We start from the raw sequence: 17,086 nt of genomic DNA on the forward strand, positions 1-17,086 counted from the left end.
GGCGAGGCTTGAGGGCCGCGCCAAGGCGTGCGGCCGCATTTGTCACACTCAAGAGGGCGAAAGCGGCGCTTTTCGTTCCCCGAAAAGTCTCGAACCCAGTCGGACATGGGTCGCGCCGGCCGCAATGGCTGCTTCGAAATCGTCGCTCATGCCCATGGACAGGGTGTTGAGCCCGTTGCGGGCGGCGATCTCGGCCAGCAGTCGGAAATGCGGTTCGGGCGGCGCGTCGGCTGGTGGAATGCACATCAGGCCCTCGACCAGAAGGTCGGCCGCACGGGCGCTCGCGATGAGGGCGTCAGCGGCGTCAGGCGCGACGCCGGCCTTCTGATCCTCGAGGCCCGTGTTGACCTGAATAAGGACCCGTGGCGCTCGGCCCCGCCTTTCTCCGGCGCGGGCCAGGGCCTGGATCAGGCGATCGCGGTCCACCGTCTCGATCACGTCGAACAACGCCACGGCCTCGGCCGCCTTGTTGGTCTGCAGCGGACCGATCAGGCGCAGCTCTAGATCGGCAAGGGCATCGCGACGGTCGGCCCAGCGCGCTTGCGCCTCCTGCACCCGGTTTTCGCCGAAGACGCGCTGACCGGCGTCCAGCGCGGCCCGGACCCGGTCGGGCGCCTGCGTCTTGGTCACGGCGGTCAGGGTCGGATGGTCGGTTCGGCCGGCGGCCTCAGCCGCCCGGGCGATGCGGTCGCGCGCCTCTGCAAGAGCCTCGGCGATGGACGAAGCCGGCGTGGCGGGCGATGAGGCGGACATGACTGCTCTCCTCACGGACGACGCCCAACGACTGTGGGACGCCGCACAGGCTCTAAACCGCGCCGCCGCCGCTGTCAGCCCGGCGGCCGGCCGCCTGCCGCCGCTGCTGTTCTTCACCGACCCGGCGCGGACGCCTCGCCCATGGGAGACCGCCGCGCGCCTGCCTGCCGGGGCCGGAGTGGTGTTTCGCCATTTCGGTGCGGCGGACGCTCTGGATCAGGCTCGACGGCTGAGGCAGGCGACGCGCTCGGCGGGGGTGCGTCTGCTGATCGGACTCGACGCCGAGCTGGCGCAGGCGGTCGCGGCGGACGGCGTCCACCTGCCGGAGCGAGCGCTGTCGACCGCCTATGGTCTTTCGGAGCGATATCCGGGATGGATCATGACCGGCGCTGCGCATTCAAAGGAAGCTCTGAACACAGTGCGGGCGCTGGACGCCGTTGTGCTGTCGCCGGTGTTCCCCGCGGGCGGCGCTTCAGCTTCGCGACCATCGCTGGGTCTGGGAGGACTGGCCGAGTTGGCCGCCGCCGCGCCCTGCCGGGCCTATGCGCTGGGCGGAGTGACGGCGGCGAATGCGGCCACCCTGACAGGCGTGTGCGGCTTGGCGGCGGTGGATTCGATCGCCAAGGCCTTCGGCCCCGACACGATCAGAACTTGAAGATGGTCTCGAGCCGCACCCGAGGCTGGCCCCGGCGGTCGGTTTCGGCGGGGCGAGCGGGGTCCACCTCGCGCGCCCCCAGATCGGCGGCGGCGCCGACGCTGAGGCGACGGTTCAGACGATAATAGGCGCCGGCCTCTACGTCGCCTAGGTCCGCCTCGCGCCCGACAGGCTGATTTAGGTTGAAGTTCAGACCCCATCGGCCAGGATCATACCAGCGAAGGCCCCGGCGCGGCGCAGGGGCGGAAGTGGCCCGGTCAGCGGCCGTCGAAGCGTCGGCAAGAGAAGTCTGAGCGACCGGCGCGCGGCGCTGCGCAGTGTTCGCGCTCTGCGCCTGCGCGACTTCGGCGGCGCTGGCGCAAGCCAGCCCGAGGAATATCGCCGCCATGACGCCGCCGAAGCGCATATCCTGCCCTCTCGCGTCGGTTTTTCCGACGCCTGTCGTCTGGAATGCGGCATTGCCGACTTCAGACTCACTGCGATTAAGCGCCGTCTGTCCGCACGGTCAATGCAACGCGGGTTTCACGGGCCGGTTCCGGACGATTCGGTCGCCTCTTGTGTCCCATGCGTCACGCGATGGACGACAACGACGACCCACTTGCGTCAAAGGGAGGCCGCCAAGCGCCCATTCGCCTTGTCATCGCCCCTTTTCGCCGTGTTATAGACAATCGCCGCGCCGGCATCGGCCAAGGCCGCCGCTGATCGTCCGACGGTTCGGCTCGGTGTTTCACTTTAACGAAGAGGTTTTCGATGGGCCAGTTCCGCGGCGCTCTCAAGGCGATCGTCCCGGCCGTCCTGCTGGGCATGACCGTCACCGCATGCGGCGGCGTGCCGGGCTTCCGGTCCAATCGAGCAGCCGAGGCCCAGCCCGGCATCGGCGTGAACGCCTTCCTGTGGCGTGCGACCCTGGACACCCTGTCATTCATGCCCCTTGCCAGCGCCGACCCGTACGGCGGCGTGGTGAACTATGACTGGTACGCCGATCCGGCCACGCCGAACGAGCGCTTCAAGGCGACCGTCTTCATTCTGGATCGCCGCCTGCGCGCCGACGCGCTGAACGTGACGGTGACCAAGGAAGTGCGCGACGCCTCGGGCGGCTGGGTCACGGCCCAGGTCGCTGCACAGACCGAGACCGATCTCGAAAACGCCATCCTGACCAAGGCGCGTCAGCTCAACCTGGCGACAGCCCGCTAAACCTTCTCTTCGCAATCCTCGGGGGCCGGCTTCAGGGCTCAGCGCCTGAGCCGACGCTTCAGGACTGACCGTGGCCCGATACGAGCCCAAGACCGCCGAACCTCGCCAGCAGGCCCGCTGGGCGGACGCCGACGCCTTTTCCGTCTCCAACGAGGATACGGGTCGTCCAAAGTACTATGTGCTTGAAATGTTTCCGTATCCCAGCGGGAACATCCATATGGGGCACGCTCGGAATTACGTCATGGGCGACGTGGTGGCGCGTCACAAGCGGGCCCAGGGCTTCGACGTTCTTCACCCGATGGGCTGGGACGCCTTCGGCATGCCGGCCGAGAACGCGGCCATGGAGCGCGGCGTCCATCCCGGCGACTGGACCTGGTCCAACATCGCCAACATGCGCGAACAGCTGAAGCTTTTGGGCCTGTCGCTGGACTGGTCGCGCGAGTTCGCGACCTGCGACCCCGACTACTACGGAAAGCAGCAGGCCTGGTTCCTGGAGCTGTGTCGGCGCGGCCTGGTCTATCGCAAGGACGGCGTGGTCAACTGGGATCCGGTCGACAACACCGTGCTCGCCAATGAACAGGTCATCGACGGCCGCGGCTGGCGCTCGGGCGCCGTGGTCGAGAAGCGCAAGCTGAACCAGTGGTTCCTGCGCATCACCGACTATGCCGATGATCTGATCGAGGGCCTGACCGAGCTGGAAGGCCGCTGGCCCGACAAGGTCCGGCTGATGCAGGAGAACTGGATCGGCCGCTCCAAGGGTCTGCAGATGACCTGGGCCTGGGCGGGCGACGCGCCGGCGGGCTTTGAAAGCGGGCTGGAAATCTACACCACCCGGCCCGACACCCTGTTCGGCGCCAGCTTCATGGGGCTGGCCCCTGACCATCCGATCTCCAAACAGCTGGCCGAAGCCGATCCGGCCATCGCCGCTTTCGTGGCCGACTGCCGCAAGGGCGGCTCCAGCCAGGCCGAGATCGAACAGGCCGAAAAGATCGGGCGCGACACCGGCCTGAAGGTCGTGCACCCCTTCACCGGCCAGGAAATTCCCGTCTGGATCGCCAACTTCATCCTGTCGGAATACGGCACCGGTGCGATCTTCGCCTGTCCCGCGCACGACCAGCGCGATCTGGACTTCGCCCACAAATACGATCTGCCCGTAATCCCGGTCGTCCGGCCAGAGGGCGCGGGCGACGACTTCTCCGTGGGATCGGAAGCCTACACCGGCCCCGGCTTGATCTTCCATTCCGACTTCCTGGACGGGCTGGACATCGAGACCGCCAAGGCCGAGGCCGTGCGCCGCATCGAAGCCACTGGCCAGGGTCAGGGCGCGACCATCTATCGCCTCCGTGACTGGGGCGTGTCGCGCCAGCGGTATTGGGGCTGCCCCATCCCGATCATCCACTGCGAGGCCTGCGGTCCCGTCGAGGTTCCGGCCGACCAGCTGCCGGTCGAACTGCCCAAGGATGTCACCTTCGACGTGCCCGGCAATCCGCTGGACCGCCACCCCACGTGGAAGCACGTCAAATGTCCCTCGTGCGGGGGCGACGCCCGGCGCGAGACGGATACGCTGGACACCTTCGTCGACAGCTCCTGGTACTTCGCCCGCTTCGCCGATCCCAAGGCGGCCGATCCGATCAACCGCGCCGCCGCCGCCCGCTGGCTGCCGGTCGATCAGTACATCGGCGGGGTCGAGCATGCGGTGCTGCACCTGCTCTACGCTCGCTTCATTAGCCGCGCCCTGACGGACGCGGGCCTGATGGACGTGAAGGAGCCCTTCGCCGGCCTGTTCACCCAGGGCATGGTGGTCCACGAGACCTATTTCGACGGCGTTGACAACGGCAAGCCGCGCTGGATCGAGCCCTCGGACGTGCGCATCGAGACGGTCGACGGCCAGCGTGTCGCCACCCGGCTGTCGACGGGCGCCCAGGTCTCGATCGGCGACATCGAGAAGATGTCCAAGTCCAAGAAGAACGTGGTGGCCCCGCAGGATATCATCGAGGCCTATGGCGTCGACGCCGGCCGCCTGTTCGTCCTGTCCGACAGCCCGCCCGAGCGTGACGTGCAGTGGTCGACCGGCGGCGTCGAGGGCGCCAGCCGCTTCGTCCAGCGCGTCTGGGCCGAGTTCGACGGCTTCGACGCCGCTCAGTCCGGCGATGCGGCCGCTGGCGCCGCCCTGCGCCGCGAAACGCACAAGGCCATCAAGGCCGTGTCGGACGGGGTCGAGGGCTTCCGCTTCAACTCCGCCATCGCCAAGCTCTACGCCTTCGTCGCCACCGTGCGTCAGTACGCCGGTGCCGACGCCGAGGCCCGCCGCGAGGCCCTGTCGGCCCTGGCGCGCCTGGTCGCCCCCTTCACGCCCCACCTGGCCGAGGAATGCTGGGCCCGCCTGGGTGAGGACGGCATGGTCCTGAATGCGCCCTGGCCCGTCTACGACCCCGCCCTGGCCGCCGATGACGAGGTCACCCTGCCGATCCAGATCGGCGGCAAGCGTCGCGGCGAGATCGTCATGCCCAAGGGTGCAGACCCCAAGGCGGTGGAAGAGGCGGCGCTGGCCAATGCGGCCGTTCAGGCCTACCTTGCCGCCAACAGCCTCTCGGTCCGCAAGGTGATCGTCGTGCCCGACCGCATCGTCAATCTGGTGGCCGGATGAGGCGCGCACTGGCGATTCTGGCGGCCTCCGTAGCTCTGTCGGGTTGCGGCTTCACGCCCCTTTATGGGGACCTCGGAGTAGCGGGCGGCTTGTCTCGCATCACGGTCAGCACGCCGGACGACCGGCTGGGGTATCGGCTGCGCGAGCAGCTGGAGGACGCCCTGGGCTATGACCGGACCGCGCCGTCGGCCTACGCCCTCTCAACGGTCCTGGATGCGCAGCGCCGTCCTCTGGGTCGCCGCATCGACGACACCGCCAGCCGCTATGAACTGACCGTGCGCGCGGTCTGGACCCTCACCCCCGCCAGCGGCGGCGAAGCGCTGACAGGTACAGAGACAGCCACCGTCACCTATGCCGCGGCCGACCAGCCCTATGCCGCCATCGCCGCCCAGCAGGACGGCGAGGATCGCGCCGCTGCGGAACTGGCCCGACTGATCCGGCTGGACCTCATGCGGGCGCTCGCCGTCGGCCAGCCCTAGGCCGGGAGCGGTGACGCCATGATCCTGGCCAAGCGGCCCGAGGTCGATCGCTTCCTCAAGTCACCGGACCCCGCCGTCCGCGCGGCTCTTTTCCACGGCAAAGACCGCTCCGGCGTGGGCGAGCGGGCGGTGGTTCTGTCCAAGACGGTGACGCCGGACCTCAACGACCCGTTCAACGTCACCCTGCTGACCGAGACCGACATCGACAACGATCCGGCGCGTCTGGAGGACGCCCTGACCGCCATGAGCCTGATGGGCGGTCGGCGCCTGGTGCGGGTGCGACTGAGCGACGGCAAACCGGGCGTCGACAAGGCCCTGGCCGCCGCCCTGACGATCCATGCCGACGGCGGCTTCAACCCCGACGCCATGCTGGTGATCGAGGCCGGAGCGCTGGGGCGGGAATCCGCGCTGCGCAAGGCGGCGGAAAAGGCCACGGGCGCCGTCTCGATCGCCTGTTATGAAGACGAGGTCGGGGATGTGTCGCGCATGACACGCGAGGCCCTCGCCGCCGACAAGGTGGGCCTGACCTCGGACGCGCTGGAGATGTTCGTCGCCCGCCTGCCCCGCGAGCGTGGTCTGATGCGCCAAGAGATCGAGCGGTTGGCCCTGTTCATCGGACCCGGCTCAGGACGCAGCATTGGTCCCGAAGAACTGGAGCAGCACCTGGGCGTCGAGCCGGACGCCTCTCTGTCGGACGCCGCGCTCCAGGCCTTCGGCGCGCGGCCCGGTCCTGCCCAAGCCGGCCTGCGCCGCGCCTTCGCCGAGGGCGAGAGTGCTGTCATGGCCGTGCGCATGACCGCGCTTCACCTCGGGAAGCTTCGTCGAATCAATATCTTGCAACAGAGCGGCGCAGGCGCGAAGGAGGCCGCCAAGGCGGCCGGCGTCTTCTGGAAACAGGAAGCCGAAATGCTGCGTCAGGCGCGCGGCTGGCGGCTGGAAATGCTCGACGAGGTGCAGGACAGCGTCAACGCCGCCGATGTCGCGTCCAAGACGACAGGCCAGCCTGACCAACTGATCGCCGAGCGCCTATTGCTGGAGATCGCCGCGCGCGGGCGTCGCCTGGGGCTGTAAAGCCCGGCTTCTAGCCCCGCTTGGAGGCCTTGCGGAAGGCCGGCTTGTTCATTGCTGCGGCCTGACGCTGCATCGACTTCTCGGTCCCGCCGACCGGCGCCTTGCCCGGCTTCCCGGGGGCCGACACGCCCGCCTTCTTGGCCGCCAGCGCGCGTTTCAGGGCGTCGAGCGCCTGGGCCTTGTCGGTGTCGGTCATGGGGTCAGCCCTTCATCAGTCGACGGCACAACTCGTCGAGCTGCTCCAGCGATCCATAGCGCAACGTCAGCTCGCCCTTGCCGCCTTTGTCGCTGAGCGCGACCTTCAGGCCCAGCGCGTCGGCCAGATCCTGTTCCAGCGCGGCGATGTCGGCGTCGCCGTCCGAAGATTTAGCCTTGCTCGGACGCGGCGTTTTCGGGCCCTCGGCCGCCTGTCGCGCCAGGGCCTCGGTCTGACGCACGTTGAGCCCTTTGGACAGGACCACATCGGCGAGCGCCTTGGGGTCCGGCGCGGTGATCAGCGCGCGCGCGTGGCCGGCCGTCAGCTTCTCCTCCATCACCAGATTCAGCACCGAGATCGGCAGCTGCAGCAGGCGCAGGGTGTTGGCTACGTGACTGCGGCTCTTGCCGACCACGCCGGCCAGGGCGTCCTGGCTGCGGCCGAACCGCTCCATCAGGTTTGAATAGGCGTTCGCTTCCTCGACCGGGTTCAGGTCGGCGCGTTGCACGTTCTCGATGATGGCGGCTTCCAGAACGTCGCTGTCCTCCATCTCATGGACGACGATCGGCACTTCCTTCAGACGCGCCGCCTGGGCCGCGCGCCAGCGCCGTTCGCCGGCGATGATCTGCCACACGCCCTCCTCGCCGGGCTGGGCGCGAACCAGGATCGGCTGCAGCACGCCCTTGTCGCGGATCGAAGCCGTCAGTTCGTCCAGATCTTCGCGCTGGAAGATCTTGCGCGGCTGATCAGGATTGGGCTTGAGACGTTCGATCGGCGCGCGCCGCACACTTTCGGTCGTCGTCTGGGCGCCGGCGGCGGGCGCGGCGTCCTGCTCGCCCATCAAGGCGGCCAGGCCCCGGCCGAGGCCTCTCTGACGTTCGGACATGGCGGTTCCTTTCAAGGCTTCAGGCGGCGCGGCGCTGGCGTTCGCGCGCCACGACTTCGCGGGCCAGGCGCAGATAGGCCTGGCTGCCCGCGCATTTCAGATCGTAGATCAGAACGGGCTTGCCGAACGACGGCGCCTCCGACACCCGCACGTTTCGGGGGATGACAGAGTCATAGACCTTGTCGCCGAAGTGCGCCCGCACGTCGTTGGCGACCTGGCCCGACAGCGCGTTGCGACGATCGTACATGGTCAGAACCAGACCCTGAATCTCCAGCGCCGGGTTCAGGCTGTGACGCACCATTTCGATGGTCTTCATCAACTGGCTCAGACCCTCGAGTGCAAAGAACTCGCATTGAAGCGGCACCAAGACCGCGTCCGCCGCAGCCATGGCGTTCAGCGTCAGCAGGTTCAGCGACGGCGGGCAGTCGATGAGCACATAGTCGTACCCGGTCTGACCCGCGCGGTCCTGCGCCGCCAGGGCGTCGCGTAGACGATAGGAGCGTCTATCCGCCTGACTGAGCTCGATTTCCACGCCCGACATATCGGCGTCGGCCGGGATTATGGACAGACCCGGTACGGCCGTTTGCACGGCGGCGTCCTGAATTGAGCGTCCATCCACCACCACGTCGTAGATGGTGACACGCCGTGTTTCACGTGGAACACCCAGACCGGTGGAAGCATTGCCCTGCGGGTCCATGTCCACGATCAGCACGCGCTCGCCGATCGCCGCCAAGGCCGTGCCCAGATTGATCGCGGTCGTGGTCTTGCCGACGCCGCCCTTCTGATTGGAGACAGCCAAAACGCGCGGCGAGACGGGCGGCAGGGGCGTGTTATCGGGCACGTCTCAGGCTCCGTATGGAAACGATCCGACCGCGCGCATCGCTCAACGACGGCTTCAGCTCCGCTTCGAAATGCCAGACTCGGCGGGCGGCGATCAACTCACTGTCGGCCTTCTCTCCCTTGAGAAACAGCCCTTGTGCACCACGCTGGAAGTACGGCTGTGCATAAGCCAGCAGCTTATCGAGCGGCGCGACGGCCCTCGCTGTCACGACCTGGCATTTTACGGCCTGATCCTCGGCCCGGCCGTTGATGACGGTGGCCGGAAGTTTGAGTTCGTCCGCGACCTGATCCAGGAAGCGGCAACGCTTGCCCAAGCTGTCAATCAGCCAGACGTGACCGCCCGCGCGCGCCTTCAACAGGATCGCCAAGACCACGCCGGGGAACCCCGCCCCCGCACCCAGGTCCGCCCAGGTCAAAGCCTCGGGCTGGTGTTCCAGCAGTTGCGCGCTATCCAGCGCGTGGCGGTTCCAGAAGTCCGGCAGGCTGTCGGGACCGACTAGGTTCATAACGGCATTGGCTTGGGTCAGCAGGACCAGAAACCGATCCAGCTCCGCCATCGTCTCATCAGAACAGCGGAAGCGGGATTGAAAGGCGGCGCGGTCCGCGCTCACGCCGCCGCCTCGGTGGCGCCGCGGCGAACGTGGGCCAGCAGCGCGGTAAGCGCTCCGGGCGTCATGCCCTCGATCCGACCGGCTTGGCCCAGCGTCTGGGGCCTGACCCGCTCCAGCTTTTCTCGAACCTCGTTGGACAGACCGCCGATCGCCGCATAGTCCAGACCCGCAGGTAGCGACAGGCCTTCGTCACGGCGCAGCGCTTCGGCGTCGGCCGCCTGGCGATCCAGATAACCGGCGTAGCCCGCGTCGATTTCGACCTGCTCGCGCACGGTCGCGGACCAGTCGGCGATCGCCGGCCAGCGACCCTCGAACCGCGTCAGGTCGACGCCCGGATAGGCCAGCAGATCCCGAAGCGAACGCCGCTGACCGTCGGCGTTGACCGACACGCCCAGAGCCTGAGCCTCATTTGGCGTCAGGCGGATATCGCGGGCAAAAGCCTGGGCCTCGGCGACAGCCGCGCGCTTGGCCTCGAAGGCAACGGCGCGGGCGGTCCCAACGACGCCAATCTCGACGCCCAGCCCCGTCAGCCGCAGATCCGCGTTGTCGGCCCTCAGGCTGAGCCGATACTCGGCCCGGCTGGTGAACATGCGATACGGCTCGGTGACGCCGCGCGTCACCAGATCGTCGATCATCACACCGATATAGGCCTGGTCACGGCCGAGAATGACGGGGGCCTGTCCGCCAGCGGAGCGCGCGGCGTTCAGCCCCGCCATCAGCCCCTGCGCGCCCGCCTCTTCATAACCGGTCGTGCCGTTGATCTGTCCGGCCAGGTAAAGGCCTGGCCGCGCCTTGACCTCCAGCGCCAGCGTCAGTTCGCGCGGGTCGACATAGTCGTATTCGATCGCATAGCCGAAGCGGAACACCTCCACCGCTTCCAGTCCCGGAATGGTGCGCAGGAACTTCAGCTGGGTCTCATCGGACACCGAGGTCGAGATGCCGTTGGGATAGACGGTTGGATCGTCCAGCCCCTCGGGCTCCAGAAAGATCTGGTGCGAGATCTTGTCGGCGAAGCGGACGACCTTGTCTTCGATGGAGGGACAATAGCGCGGGCCGCGACCCGACAGCCGCCCGCCGTAGACGGCGCTTTCGCCAAGGTTCTCGGCGATGATCCGGTGCGTTTCCTCCGTCGTGTGCGTCACGCCGCAGGCGATCTGAGGCACATCGATGCGGTCGGTCAGGAAGCTGAAAGGCACAGGCTCGGCGTCGGCCTGCTGCATCTCCAAACGGTCCCAGGCGATGGTTCGGCCGTCCAGGCGCGCGGGCGTGCCGGTCTTCAGCCGCCCCATGCTCAGGCCCGCGCCATACAGATCGGCGGCCAAGCCGGTCGAGGGCGCCTCGCCGAAACGGCCGGCGGCGATCCGCTCTTCGCCGCGATGAATGACGCCGTTCAGGAAGGTGCCGGTCGTCAGAACGACGGCGCCCGCGCGCACTTCCTCGCCCTCGCCGGTCACCACCCCGACGACGTGGTCGCCCTCCAGCATCAGCCTCTCGGCCGTCGCGCCCTTCAGCGTCAGATTGGGCGTGGCCGCCAGTTCGGCCTGCATGGCTTCGCGGTACAGGCGACGGTCGATCTGGCTGCGCGGACCGCGCACTGCTGCGCCCTTGGAGCGGTTGAGCATGCGGAACTGGATGCCGGACACATCGGCCAGCCGCCCCATCAGTCCGTCCAGCGCGTCGATCTCGCGAACCAGATGGCCTTTGCCCAGACCGCCGATGGCGGGGTTGCAGCTCATCTCGCCGATGGTTTCGAGTTTCTGGGTCAGCAGCAGGGTGCGCGCGCCAACGCGCGCCGAGGCGGCCGCAGCCTCGCAGCCGGCGTGGCCGCCGCCAATGACGATGACGTCGAAAGCGTTCATGGCCGCTGACATAGTCGAAGTGGACGGGTCCCGCCACCGAGGCTGTGGGATCGTTTCACGTGAAACAGGCTATTTGCCGATGCAGAAGGTCGAGAAGACCTCGCCCAGAATATCTTCTACTCCGATTTCACCAGTCACCCGAGAGAGGGCGAGCGCGGCCCGGCGGAGATCATCGCCGGCCATTTCGGGTGCGATGTCCAAGGCGCGACGCCCTGCATCGACCGCCTCAAGCGCCTCCACCAGACGGCGCCGATGGCGCTCTCGCGTCACCGCCGGAAAGTCCGCGCCGGACAAATCCCGCGCCAGGCGGCGAGCGATCCAATCGTGGAGTTCGGCCAGCCCCTGCCCCGTAGCGGTCGAGACGGACACCTCGTCCGGCCGATCGGCCGAGGGCGGCGCCAAGTCGGCCTTGGTGCGCACGACGAGATCATCCGGCCGAGCAAAAGCGGCGGCGGCGCCGTCCGCGTCGCCGGGCGCCCGGACCCATAGCCGCAAGTCGGCGGCCTCGGCCCGCGCGCGGGCGCGCCGTACGCCTTCCGCCTCCACCAAGTCATCGCTGTCACGCAGGCCCGCAGTGTCGGACAGCGTCACCGCATAGCCGCCGATCACCAGTTCGGCGTCCAGCACATCGCGCGTGGTCCCAGCGATGGGCGTGACAATGGCGGCTTCGCGCTCGACCAGGGCGTTGAACAGCGAGGACTTGCCGGCGTTCGTTTCTCCGATCAGCACGATCCGGTAGCCCTCTCGCACGCGCCGTCCGCGATCCGCATCGCCCAAGGCGCGGCGAAGGTCGTCGGCCAAGGCATCCAGAACCGGCCCCGCCGTCGCGGCCAGATGGTCGGGCACCTCTTCATCGGGAAAGTCGATCTCGGCCTCGACCAGCGAAAGGGCCTTGAGCAGGTCGCGACGAAATCCGGCGTAGGCGGCGGACAGCGCTCCATCCAACTGACCCAAGGCCTGCTCGCGCTGGGCCGCCGTCTCGGCGTCGATCAGATCCGCGACCGCCTCGGCCTGGGCGAGGTCCATCCTGCCGTTCTGGAACGCGCGACGGGTGAACTCGCCAGGCTCCGCAGGGCGTAGGCCGAGAACGATAAGGGCCTCGGTGGCCGCTTCGACGACCGCGCGTCCGCCATGCAGATGGAGCTCGGCCACGTCCTCGCCGGTGAAGCTGCGCGGGGCCACAAACTTGAGCACCAGCGCCTGATCGATCGGGCGGCCGCGGTGCGCAAGGTCCCGCACGGACGCTTGACGCGGCTTTAGTCCGCCGGCGCCCAGGCCCGAGAGCGCCTCTTCAACGCCCGGCCCTGACAGGCGAATGACCGCGATGGCGCCGCGACCGGGCGGCGTAGCGAGCGCAAAGATGGTGTCGGTCATTGATTGTCCCCTCCCCACATCGTGGGGAGGCGGCGGTTCACTACTTGACCGCCGCTTCCATCAGACGGCGGAATTGGTCCTGGGCCTGAAGCCCGAAGCTGGTCCAGGTCTTCATCAGCTCTTCGGGCTGCATGGCCGCGACATTGGCCTGCATCCGCTTCTGCATCTCGGCGACCATGGCCTCGTTCAGAGGCGTGACATCCGGCAAACCCAGAAAGGCGCGCGCTTCGGCTGGCGTGCAGTCCACTTCTACATTCATCTTCATGCGGCGCGCTCCTGTTTCACGTGAAACAGGCCCTCAAGCAGCCTCCCGCAGCGCGGAGGCGTTCGGGCCTATTTATGTATTCATCGACTGGAAGAAGTCCGAATTGTTCTTTGACTGACGCAGCTTGTCGAGCAGGAATTCGATCGCGTCCTGCGGACCCATCGGGTTCAGGATGCGCCGCAGGACATAGGTCTTGGCTAGCTGATCCTTCGGCGTGATGAGGTCTTCCTTCCGGGTGCCGGACTTGAGCACGTCGATCGCCGGGAAGATGCGCTTGTCGGCGACCTTGCGGTCCAGCACGATCTCGGAGTTGCCAGTGCCCTTGAACTCTTCGAAGATCACCTCGTCCATGCGGCTGCCGGTGTCGATCAGCGCCGTGGCGATGATAGTCAGCGAGCCGCCCTGCTCCACGTTGCGCGCCGCGCCGAAGAAGCGCTTGGGCCGTTGCAGGGCGTTGGCGTCGACGCCGCCGGTCAGCACCTTGCCTGACGACGGCACAGTGGCGTTGTAGGCGCGGCCCAGACGGGTGATGGAGTCCAGCAGGATCACCACGTCCTTCTTGTGCTCGACCAGACGCTTGGCCTTTTCGATCACCATTTCGGCGACGGCGACGTGGCGGGTGGCCGGCTCGTCGAAGGTCGAGGCCACGACCTCGCCCTTTACCGTGCGCTGCATATCAGTGACTTCTTCGGGGCGTTCGTCGATCAGCAGGACGATCAGCGACACCTCGGGGTGGTTGGCCTCGATCGACTTGGCGATGTTCTGCAGCATCACCGTCTTGCCGACGCGTGGCGGCGCCACGATCAGGCAGCGCTGGCCCTTGCCCAGCGGGGCGACGATGTCGATGACCCGGCCCGAACGATCCTTCAGCGTCGGATCCTGGATCTCCATGTTCAGCCGCTCTTCGGGATAGAGCGGCGTCAGGTTGTCGAACAGGACCTTGGTGCGGACGGCCTCGGGGTCTTCGTAGTTGATGGTGTCGCACTTCAGCAGGGCGAAGTAGCGCTCGCCCTCGCGGGGCGCCCGCACAGCGCCGTGCACCGTGTCACCTGAGCGCAAGCCGAAACGGCGGATCTGCGACGGGGAAACATAGATGTCGTCCGGTCCCGGCAGGTAGTTGGCGTCGGGGCTGCGCAGGAAGCCAAAGCCGTCCGGCAGGATTTCCAGCACGCCGTCGGCGATGATCTCGACCTCTTCCTCGGCCAAGGCCTTGAGGATGGCGAACATCAGGTCCTGCTTGCGCAGATTGGAGGCGTTCTCGACCTCCAGCTGTTCGGCGAAGGCGACTAGGTCGGCCGGCGTCTTCTCGTTCAGTTCCTGTAGGGTGATGCGGCCGGAAGGGACGACAGGATCGCCGTCTTCCTCGTCGTCGGCTTCCTGGTCGATCACAGCGTTGCCCTGATCTTCGCCCGCGGCTTCGGTCTGGACCTGCTCGTCCAGGGTCTCGGCTTCGGGGGCGGTGTTGTCGGTGTCGCGGACGTCGGTCATGTGCAGGCTCACGCTCGCGCGGCGCAGCGGCGCCGGCGATGGACTGGAAGTCGGATTATGCGGCCTCGCGGCCGAAAGGGAGGCGCGACGGTCTCCGGTCCGCTCAAGGGGACAGGCGTCACGAAAAGGCGGGGTCCGCCCCAAGCTGGAACGGCATTGTCAGCGGAACCACGAAACACCCCTTCAGGTCAAGCGCAGCCGCTTGTCAGAAGGTCCACTCCAGAGTGACCGACAGCACCATGATGATGGCCAGCACAAAGGGGATTTCATTGGTCATGCGCCAGAACCGGCCAGTCCGCACCGAGGTCCCGGCCGCGATCCGCTTGCGCTCGGCGGACAGGAAGCCGTGCCAGCCGCTGAGCAGCAGCACGCCCAGAAGCTTGGTCAGCATCCAGGGCTCCAGCAAGAAGGTCCAGCCCCGCGCGACGGTGTCGATGTGGATCAGCCACAGACCGAACGCCCAGGCCAAAATCATCGCCGGGTTCAGGATGATGCGCAGCAGCCGCGTTTGCCAGGCGCGCAGAAGCGTCTGCATCTCGCTGCGCAGCGGCTCGGGCTTGTCGCGCTGCTCGGCGTCATAGGCATACAGGCGAGGCAGGAACAGCAGGCCGGCCATCCAGGCGATGACGGCCAGAATGTGCAGACCGCGAACCAGGTCATAGACGCTCATGCCGCATCCTTGCGTTCAGCCTGACAGGGACAGGCCTTCCAGCGTCCCTGACAGCCGGGACCAAAAGGTCGTGTCCCCTCGCGGCCCAGGGCCTCGGTGACGGCGTCCGCCAGTGTGTCGATGAACAGCGGCCCGGCGCCCACGGCCGGCGCGCGCAGATAGGGGCTGACGCCGTGCTCGTGCGCCAGTTCGGCGTATTCGATGTCCAACTCCACCAGGGTCTCGATGTGCTCCGACACGAAAGCGACGGGAGTGACCACGACGCCCACCTTGTCTCGGGCGGCCTGTTCGATCGCCTCGGGTGTCGACGGGCCCAGCCATTTCAGCGGGCCGACCCGGCTCTGATAGCAGAGGGCATGATGGATCGATCCGCGCAGCGCCTCGATGCGCGCCACCACGGCGGCCACGGTCGTCTCGACCTGCTCCTGATAGGGATCGCCCTTGCCGCTGACCAGCTTCTCGGGAATGCCGTGGGCCGAGAACAACACGCGCACCGGCGCGTCGCCCGCCTCGTCCAGCTTGCCGATGACCGCCTGCGCCTGCGCCTCGATCCAGCCGTCCGCAGCCGGATAGCAGCAGACGGTGCGGCTACGGCCGGGGCCGGCGTAGACCTCGTTCCACTTCTTCAGCGACGACGCCGTCGTGGTCGTCGAGAACTGCGGATAGAGCGGCAGCAGGACGATCTCGTCGGGCGCAAAGGCCGCCACCTCGGCAGCCGTTCGTTCCGTCAGCGGGTTCCAATAGCGCATGGCGATGAAGACGCCGACGTCCGCCCCGGCCATCCGCTGGCCCAGCGCAGCCTTCAGCGCCTCGGCTTGGGTGCGCGTCTCGGGCAGCAAGGGCGATCCGCCGCCCATCAGGGCGTAGTTGGCCTGGGCGCTCTTCTCGCGCCGGCTTGAGATCAACCGGGCCACCGCCGTGCGGGCGATGCCGGGCAGGCCAATGATGGCCGGGTCATTGAACAGGTTGAAAAGAAAAGGCTTTACCGACGCCTGGTCATCCGGGCCGCCGAGGTTGAACAGGACGACGGCGATACGGCGGCCGCTCATTGGGCGCCGATCCGACGCAGCGCCCGCTCGACGTGGGCGATGGGCACGTCCGGCAAGATGCCGTGGCCCAGATTGAAGATCCACGGCCCCTGGCCCCAGGCCTCCATCAGCTGATCGATGCGCCGATCCAGCGCTGGGCCGCCTGCTCTCAACAGCAGCGGATCCAGGGCGCCCTGGATGGGTTTGATCGCCTGCACCCTCTTGCCAACTTCAAGCGGGCAGGCCGTGTCCAGCGCCACGGCTTCGAAGGCCGTTTCGCGAGCATAACGCTCAGCCAGCGCCGCCGACCCGCGCGGGAAACCGATCAACGGAACGGTCACGCCCAGCTCGCGCACCCGGCGGACCAGGGCCTGGTGCGGCCGCAGCACCAGCCGTTCGAACAGATCGTCCGGCAGACCCTCGGCCCAGCTCTCGAACACTTTGAGCACCTGGGCGCCGCTATCCGCCTGCATCTTCAGATAATGCGCCGTGGCCTCGACCAGCACGGCCAGCAGGGCGTCCACCGTTTCGGGCTGGGCGTAGGCGTAGGTGCGGGCCGTGGCCCGCTCGCCCTTGCCGATGGTGCGGGCCTCGCCGTCCAGCATGTAGGTGGCCACCGTCCAGGGCGCGCCGGCGAAGCCGATCAGGGCCCGTTCCGGCTCCAGCTTGTCGCGCACGATCGACAGGGTCTGGCCGACGGACTTCAGCGCCTCTCCGGCGCCCTGGGCCTTGTCGCGCATGCTCTCGACCGACGGCATGGCGCCCAGCCGAGGCCCTTCACCGGCCTCGAACCAGACCTCCTGACCCAGCGCACCGGGGATCAGCAGGATGTCGGCGAAGACGATGGCCGCATCGAAACCAAACCGCCGCATGGGCTGAAGGGTCGCCTCGGCGGCCTTGTCCGGCGTCATGCAGAAATCGATGAAGCCCGAGGTCGTGGCCCTCAGCGCCCGGTACTCAGGCAGGTACCGCCCAGCCTGGCGCATGAACCACACCGGCGGCCGGTCTAGCGTCTCGCCCCGAAGGACACGGATCAGCGCGGGCGTTGTCATGAACGCCATCTACGACCC

The 17,086-nt window shown here is 67.6% G+C and carries 18 protein-coding genes; 5 read left to right on the forward strand and 13 right to left on the reverse strand.

The features are described from left to right. Window positions 1-48: 48 nt before the first annotated feature. Window positions 49-753: a YggS family pyridoxal phosphate-dependent enzyme gene (locus E4M01_RS02555; RefSeq protein WP_135062423.1), complete on the reverse strand. Its 705-nt coding sequence runs from the start codon at window positions 751-753 to the stop codon at window positions 49-51. Between E4M01_RS02555 and E4M01_RS02560 the strand changes: the two genes are divergently transcribed. Beyond that, entirely contained in the window at window positions 752-1,408 is a 657-nt protein-coding gene (locus E4M01_RS02560) for a thiamine phosphate synthase (protein WP_209316062.1), read from the forward strand. The two genes, E4M01_RS02555 and E4M01_RS02560, sit on opposite strands and share 2 nt — an antisense overlap. Here the strand turns inward: E4M01_RS02560 and E4M01_RS02565 are convergent. After that, complete coding sequence (locus tag E4M01_RS02565; RefSeq protein ID WP_135062419.1) at window positions 1,398-1,814, reverse strand: NtrZ family periplasmic regulatory protein; 417 nt, start codon at window positions 1,812-1,814, stop codon at window positions 1,398-1,400. The genes E4M01_RS02560 and E4M01_RS02565 overlap by 11 nt on opposite strands. 398 nt (window positions 1,815-2,212) lie before the next feature. Here E4M01_RS02565 and E4M01_RS02570 point away from each other — a divergent pair, with 398 nt between their 5' ends. The 4 genes from E4M01_RS02570 to holA all read left to right on the forward strand — a co-directional run bounded on the left by E4M01_RS02570 (window position 2,213) and on the right by holA (window position 6,799). After that, window positions 2,213-2,602 (forward strand): DUF3576 domain-containing protein, encoded by a 390-nt coding sequence (locus E4M01_RS02570; RefSeq protein ID WP_371682916.1) that lies wholly within the window; start codon window positions 2,213-2,215, stop codon window positions 2,600-2,602. Window positions 2,603-2,672: 70 nt separating this feature from the next. Further along, window positions 2,673-5,249: a leucine--tRNA ligase gene (gene leuS, locus E4M01_RS02575; RefSeq protein ID WP_135062415.1), complete on the forward strand. Its 2,577-nt coding sequence runs from the start codon at window positions 2,673-2,675 to the stop codon at window positions 5,247-5,249. Continuing rightward, on the forward strand, window positions 5,246-5,728 hold the full coding sequence (gene lptE, locus E4M01_RS02580) for an LPS assembly lipoprotein LptE (RefSeq protein ID WP_135062413.1): 483 nt from the start codon (window positions 5,246-5,248) through the stop codon (window positions 5,726-5,728). Before leuS ends, lptE begins: the two co-directional genes overlap by 4 nt. A gap of 18 nt (window positions 5,729-5,746) precedes the next feature. Then, window positions 5,747-6,799 carry a DNA polymerase III subunit delta gene (holA, locus tag E4M01_RS02585; RefSeq protein WP_135062411.1) on the forward strand — a complete coding sequence of 351 codons (1,053 nt, stop codon included), beginning with the start codon at window positions 5,747-5,749 and terminating at the stop codon, window positions 6,797-6,799. 10 nt (window positions 6,800-6,809) lie between these two features. Here the strand turns inward: holA and E4M01_RS02590 are convergent, their stop codons facing one another. From E4M01_RS02590 to hemE, 11 genes are all read right to left on the reverse strand, one after another. Then, window positions 6,810-6,995 carry a hypothetical protein gene (locus E4M01_RS02590; protein WP_135062409.1) on the reverse strand — a complete coding sequence of 62 codons (186 nt, stop codon included), beginning with the start codon at window positions 6,993-6,995 and terminating at the stop codon, window positions 6,810-6,812. Between the two features lie 4 nt (window positions 6,996-6,999). Then, entirely contained in the window at window positions 7,000-7,881 is an 882-nt protein-coding gene (locus E4M01_RS02595) for a ParB/RepB/Spo0J family partition protein (protein ID WP_135062407.1), read from the reverse strand. 19 nt (window positions 7,882-7,900) lie between these two features. Further along, window positions 7,901-8,704, reverse strand: coding sequence for a ParA family protein (locus tag E4M01_RS02600; RefSeq protein WP_135062777.1), 804 nt, complete (start codon window positions 8,702-8,704; stop codon window positions 7,901-7,903). A 7-nt stretch (window positions 8,705-8,711) separates the two neighbouring features. Beyond that, a complete protein-coding gene (gene rsmG, locus E4M01_RS02605; RefSeq protein WP_135062779.1) occupies window positions 8,712-9,278 on the reverse strand; it encodes a 16S rRNA (guanine(527)-N(7))-methyltransferase RsmG in 567 nt (188 codons plus the stop codon). Between the two features lie 50 nt (window positions 9,279-9,328). Continuing rightward, window positions 9,329-11,191, reverse strand: coding sequence for a tRNA uridine-5-carboxymethylaminomethyl(34) synthesis enzyme MnmG (mnmG, locus tag E4M01_RS02610; protein ID WP_371682910.1), 1,863 nt, complete (start codon window positions 11,189-11,191; stop codon window positions 9,329-9,331). A gap of 69 nt (window positions 11,192-11,260) precedes the next feature. Continuing rightward, window positions 11,261-12,565 carry a tRNA uridine-5-carboxymethylaminomethyl(34) synthesis GTPase MnmE gene (gene mnmE, locus E4M01_RS02615; protein ID WP_135062403.1) on the reverse strand — a complete coding sequence of 435 codons (1,305 nt, stop codon included), beginning with the start codon at window positions 12,563-12,565 and terminating at the stop codon, window positions 11,261-11,263. 40 nt (window positions 12,566-12,605) lie between these two features. Beyond that, the gene (locus E4M01_RS02620; RefSeq protein ID WP_135062401.1) at window positions 12,606-12,830 is read right to left on the reverse strand and encodes a DUF6489 family protein; all 225 of its coding nucleotides are present in this window, start codon (window positions 12,828-12,830) and stop codon (window positions 12,606-12,608) included. A gap of 72 nt (window positions 12,831-12,902) precedes the next feature. Next, on the reverse strand, window positions 12,903-14,318 hold the full coding sequence (gene rho, locus E4M01_RS02625; protein WP_135062399.1) for a transcription termination factor Rho: 1,416 nt from the start codon (window positions 14,316-14,318) through the stop codon (window positions 12,903-12,905). Window positions 14,319-14,523: 205 nt separating this feature from the next. After that, entirely contained in the window at window positions 14,524-14,988 is a 465-nt protein-coding gene (locus tag E4M01_RS02630; protein ID WP_135062397.1) for a CopD family protein, read from the reverse strand. Continuing rightward, window positions 14,985-16,037 (reverse strand): ferrochelatase, encoded by a 1,053-nt coding sequence (gene hemH, locus E4M01_RS02635; protein WP_135062395.1) that lies wholly within the window; start codon window positions 16,035-16,037, stop codon window positions 14,985-14,987. Before hemH ends, E4M01_RS02630 begins: the two co-directional genes overlap by 4 nt. Beyond that, complete coding sequence (gene hemE, locus E4M01_RS02640) at window positions 16,034-17,068, reverse strand: uroporphyrinogen decarboxylase (protein WP_135062393.1); 1,035 nt, start codon at window positions 17,066-17,068, stop codon at window positions 16,034-16,036. The genes hemH and hemE overlap by 4 nt, the downstream gene beginning before the upstream one ends. Window positions 17,069-17,086: the final 18 nt, after the last annotated feature.

The sequence above is a fragment of the Brevundimonas sp. MF30-B genome (assembly GCF_004683885.1).
Lineage (GTDB): Bacteria > Pseudomonadota > Alphaproteobacteria > Caulobacterales > Caulobacteraceae > Brevundimonas.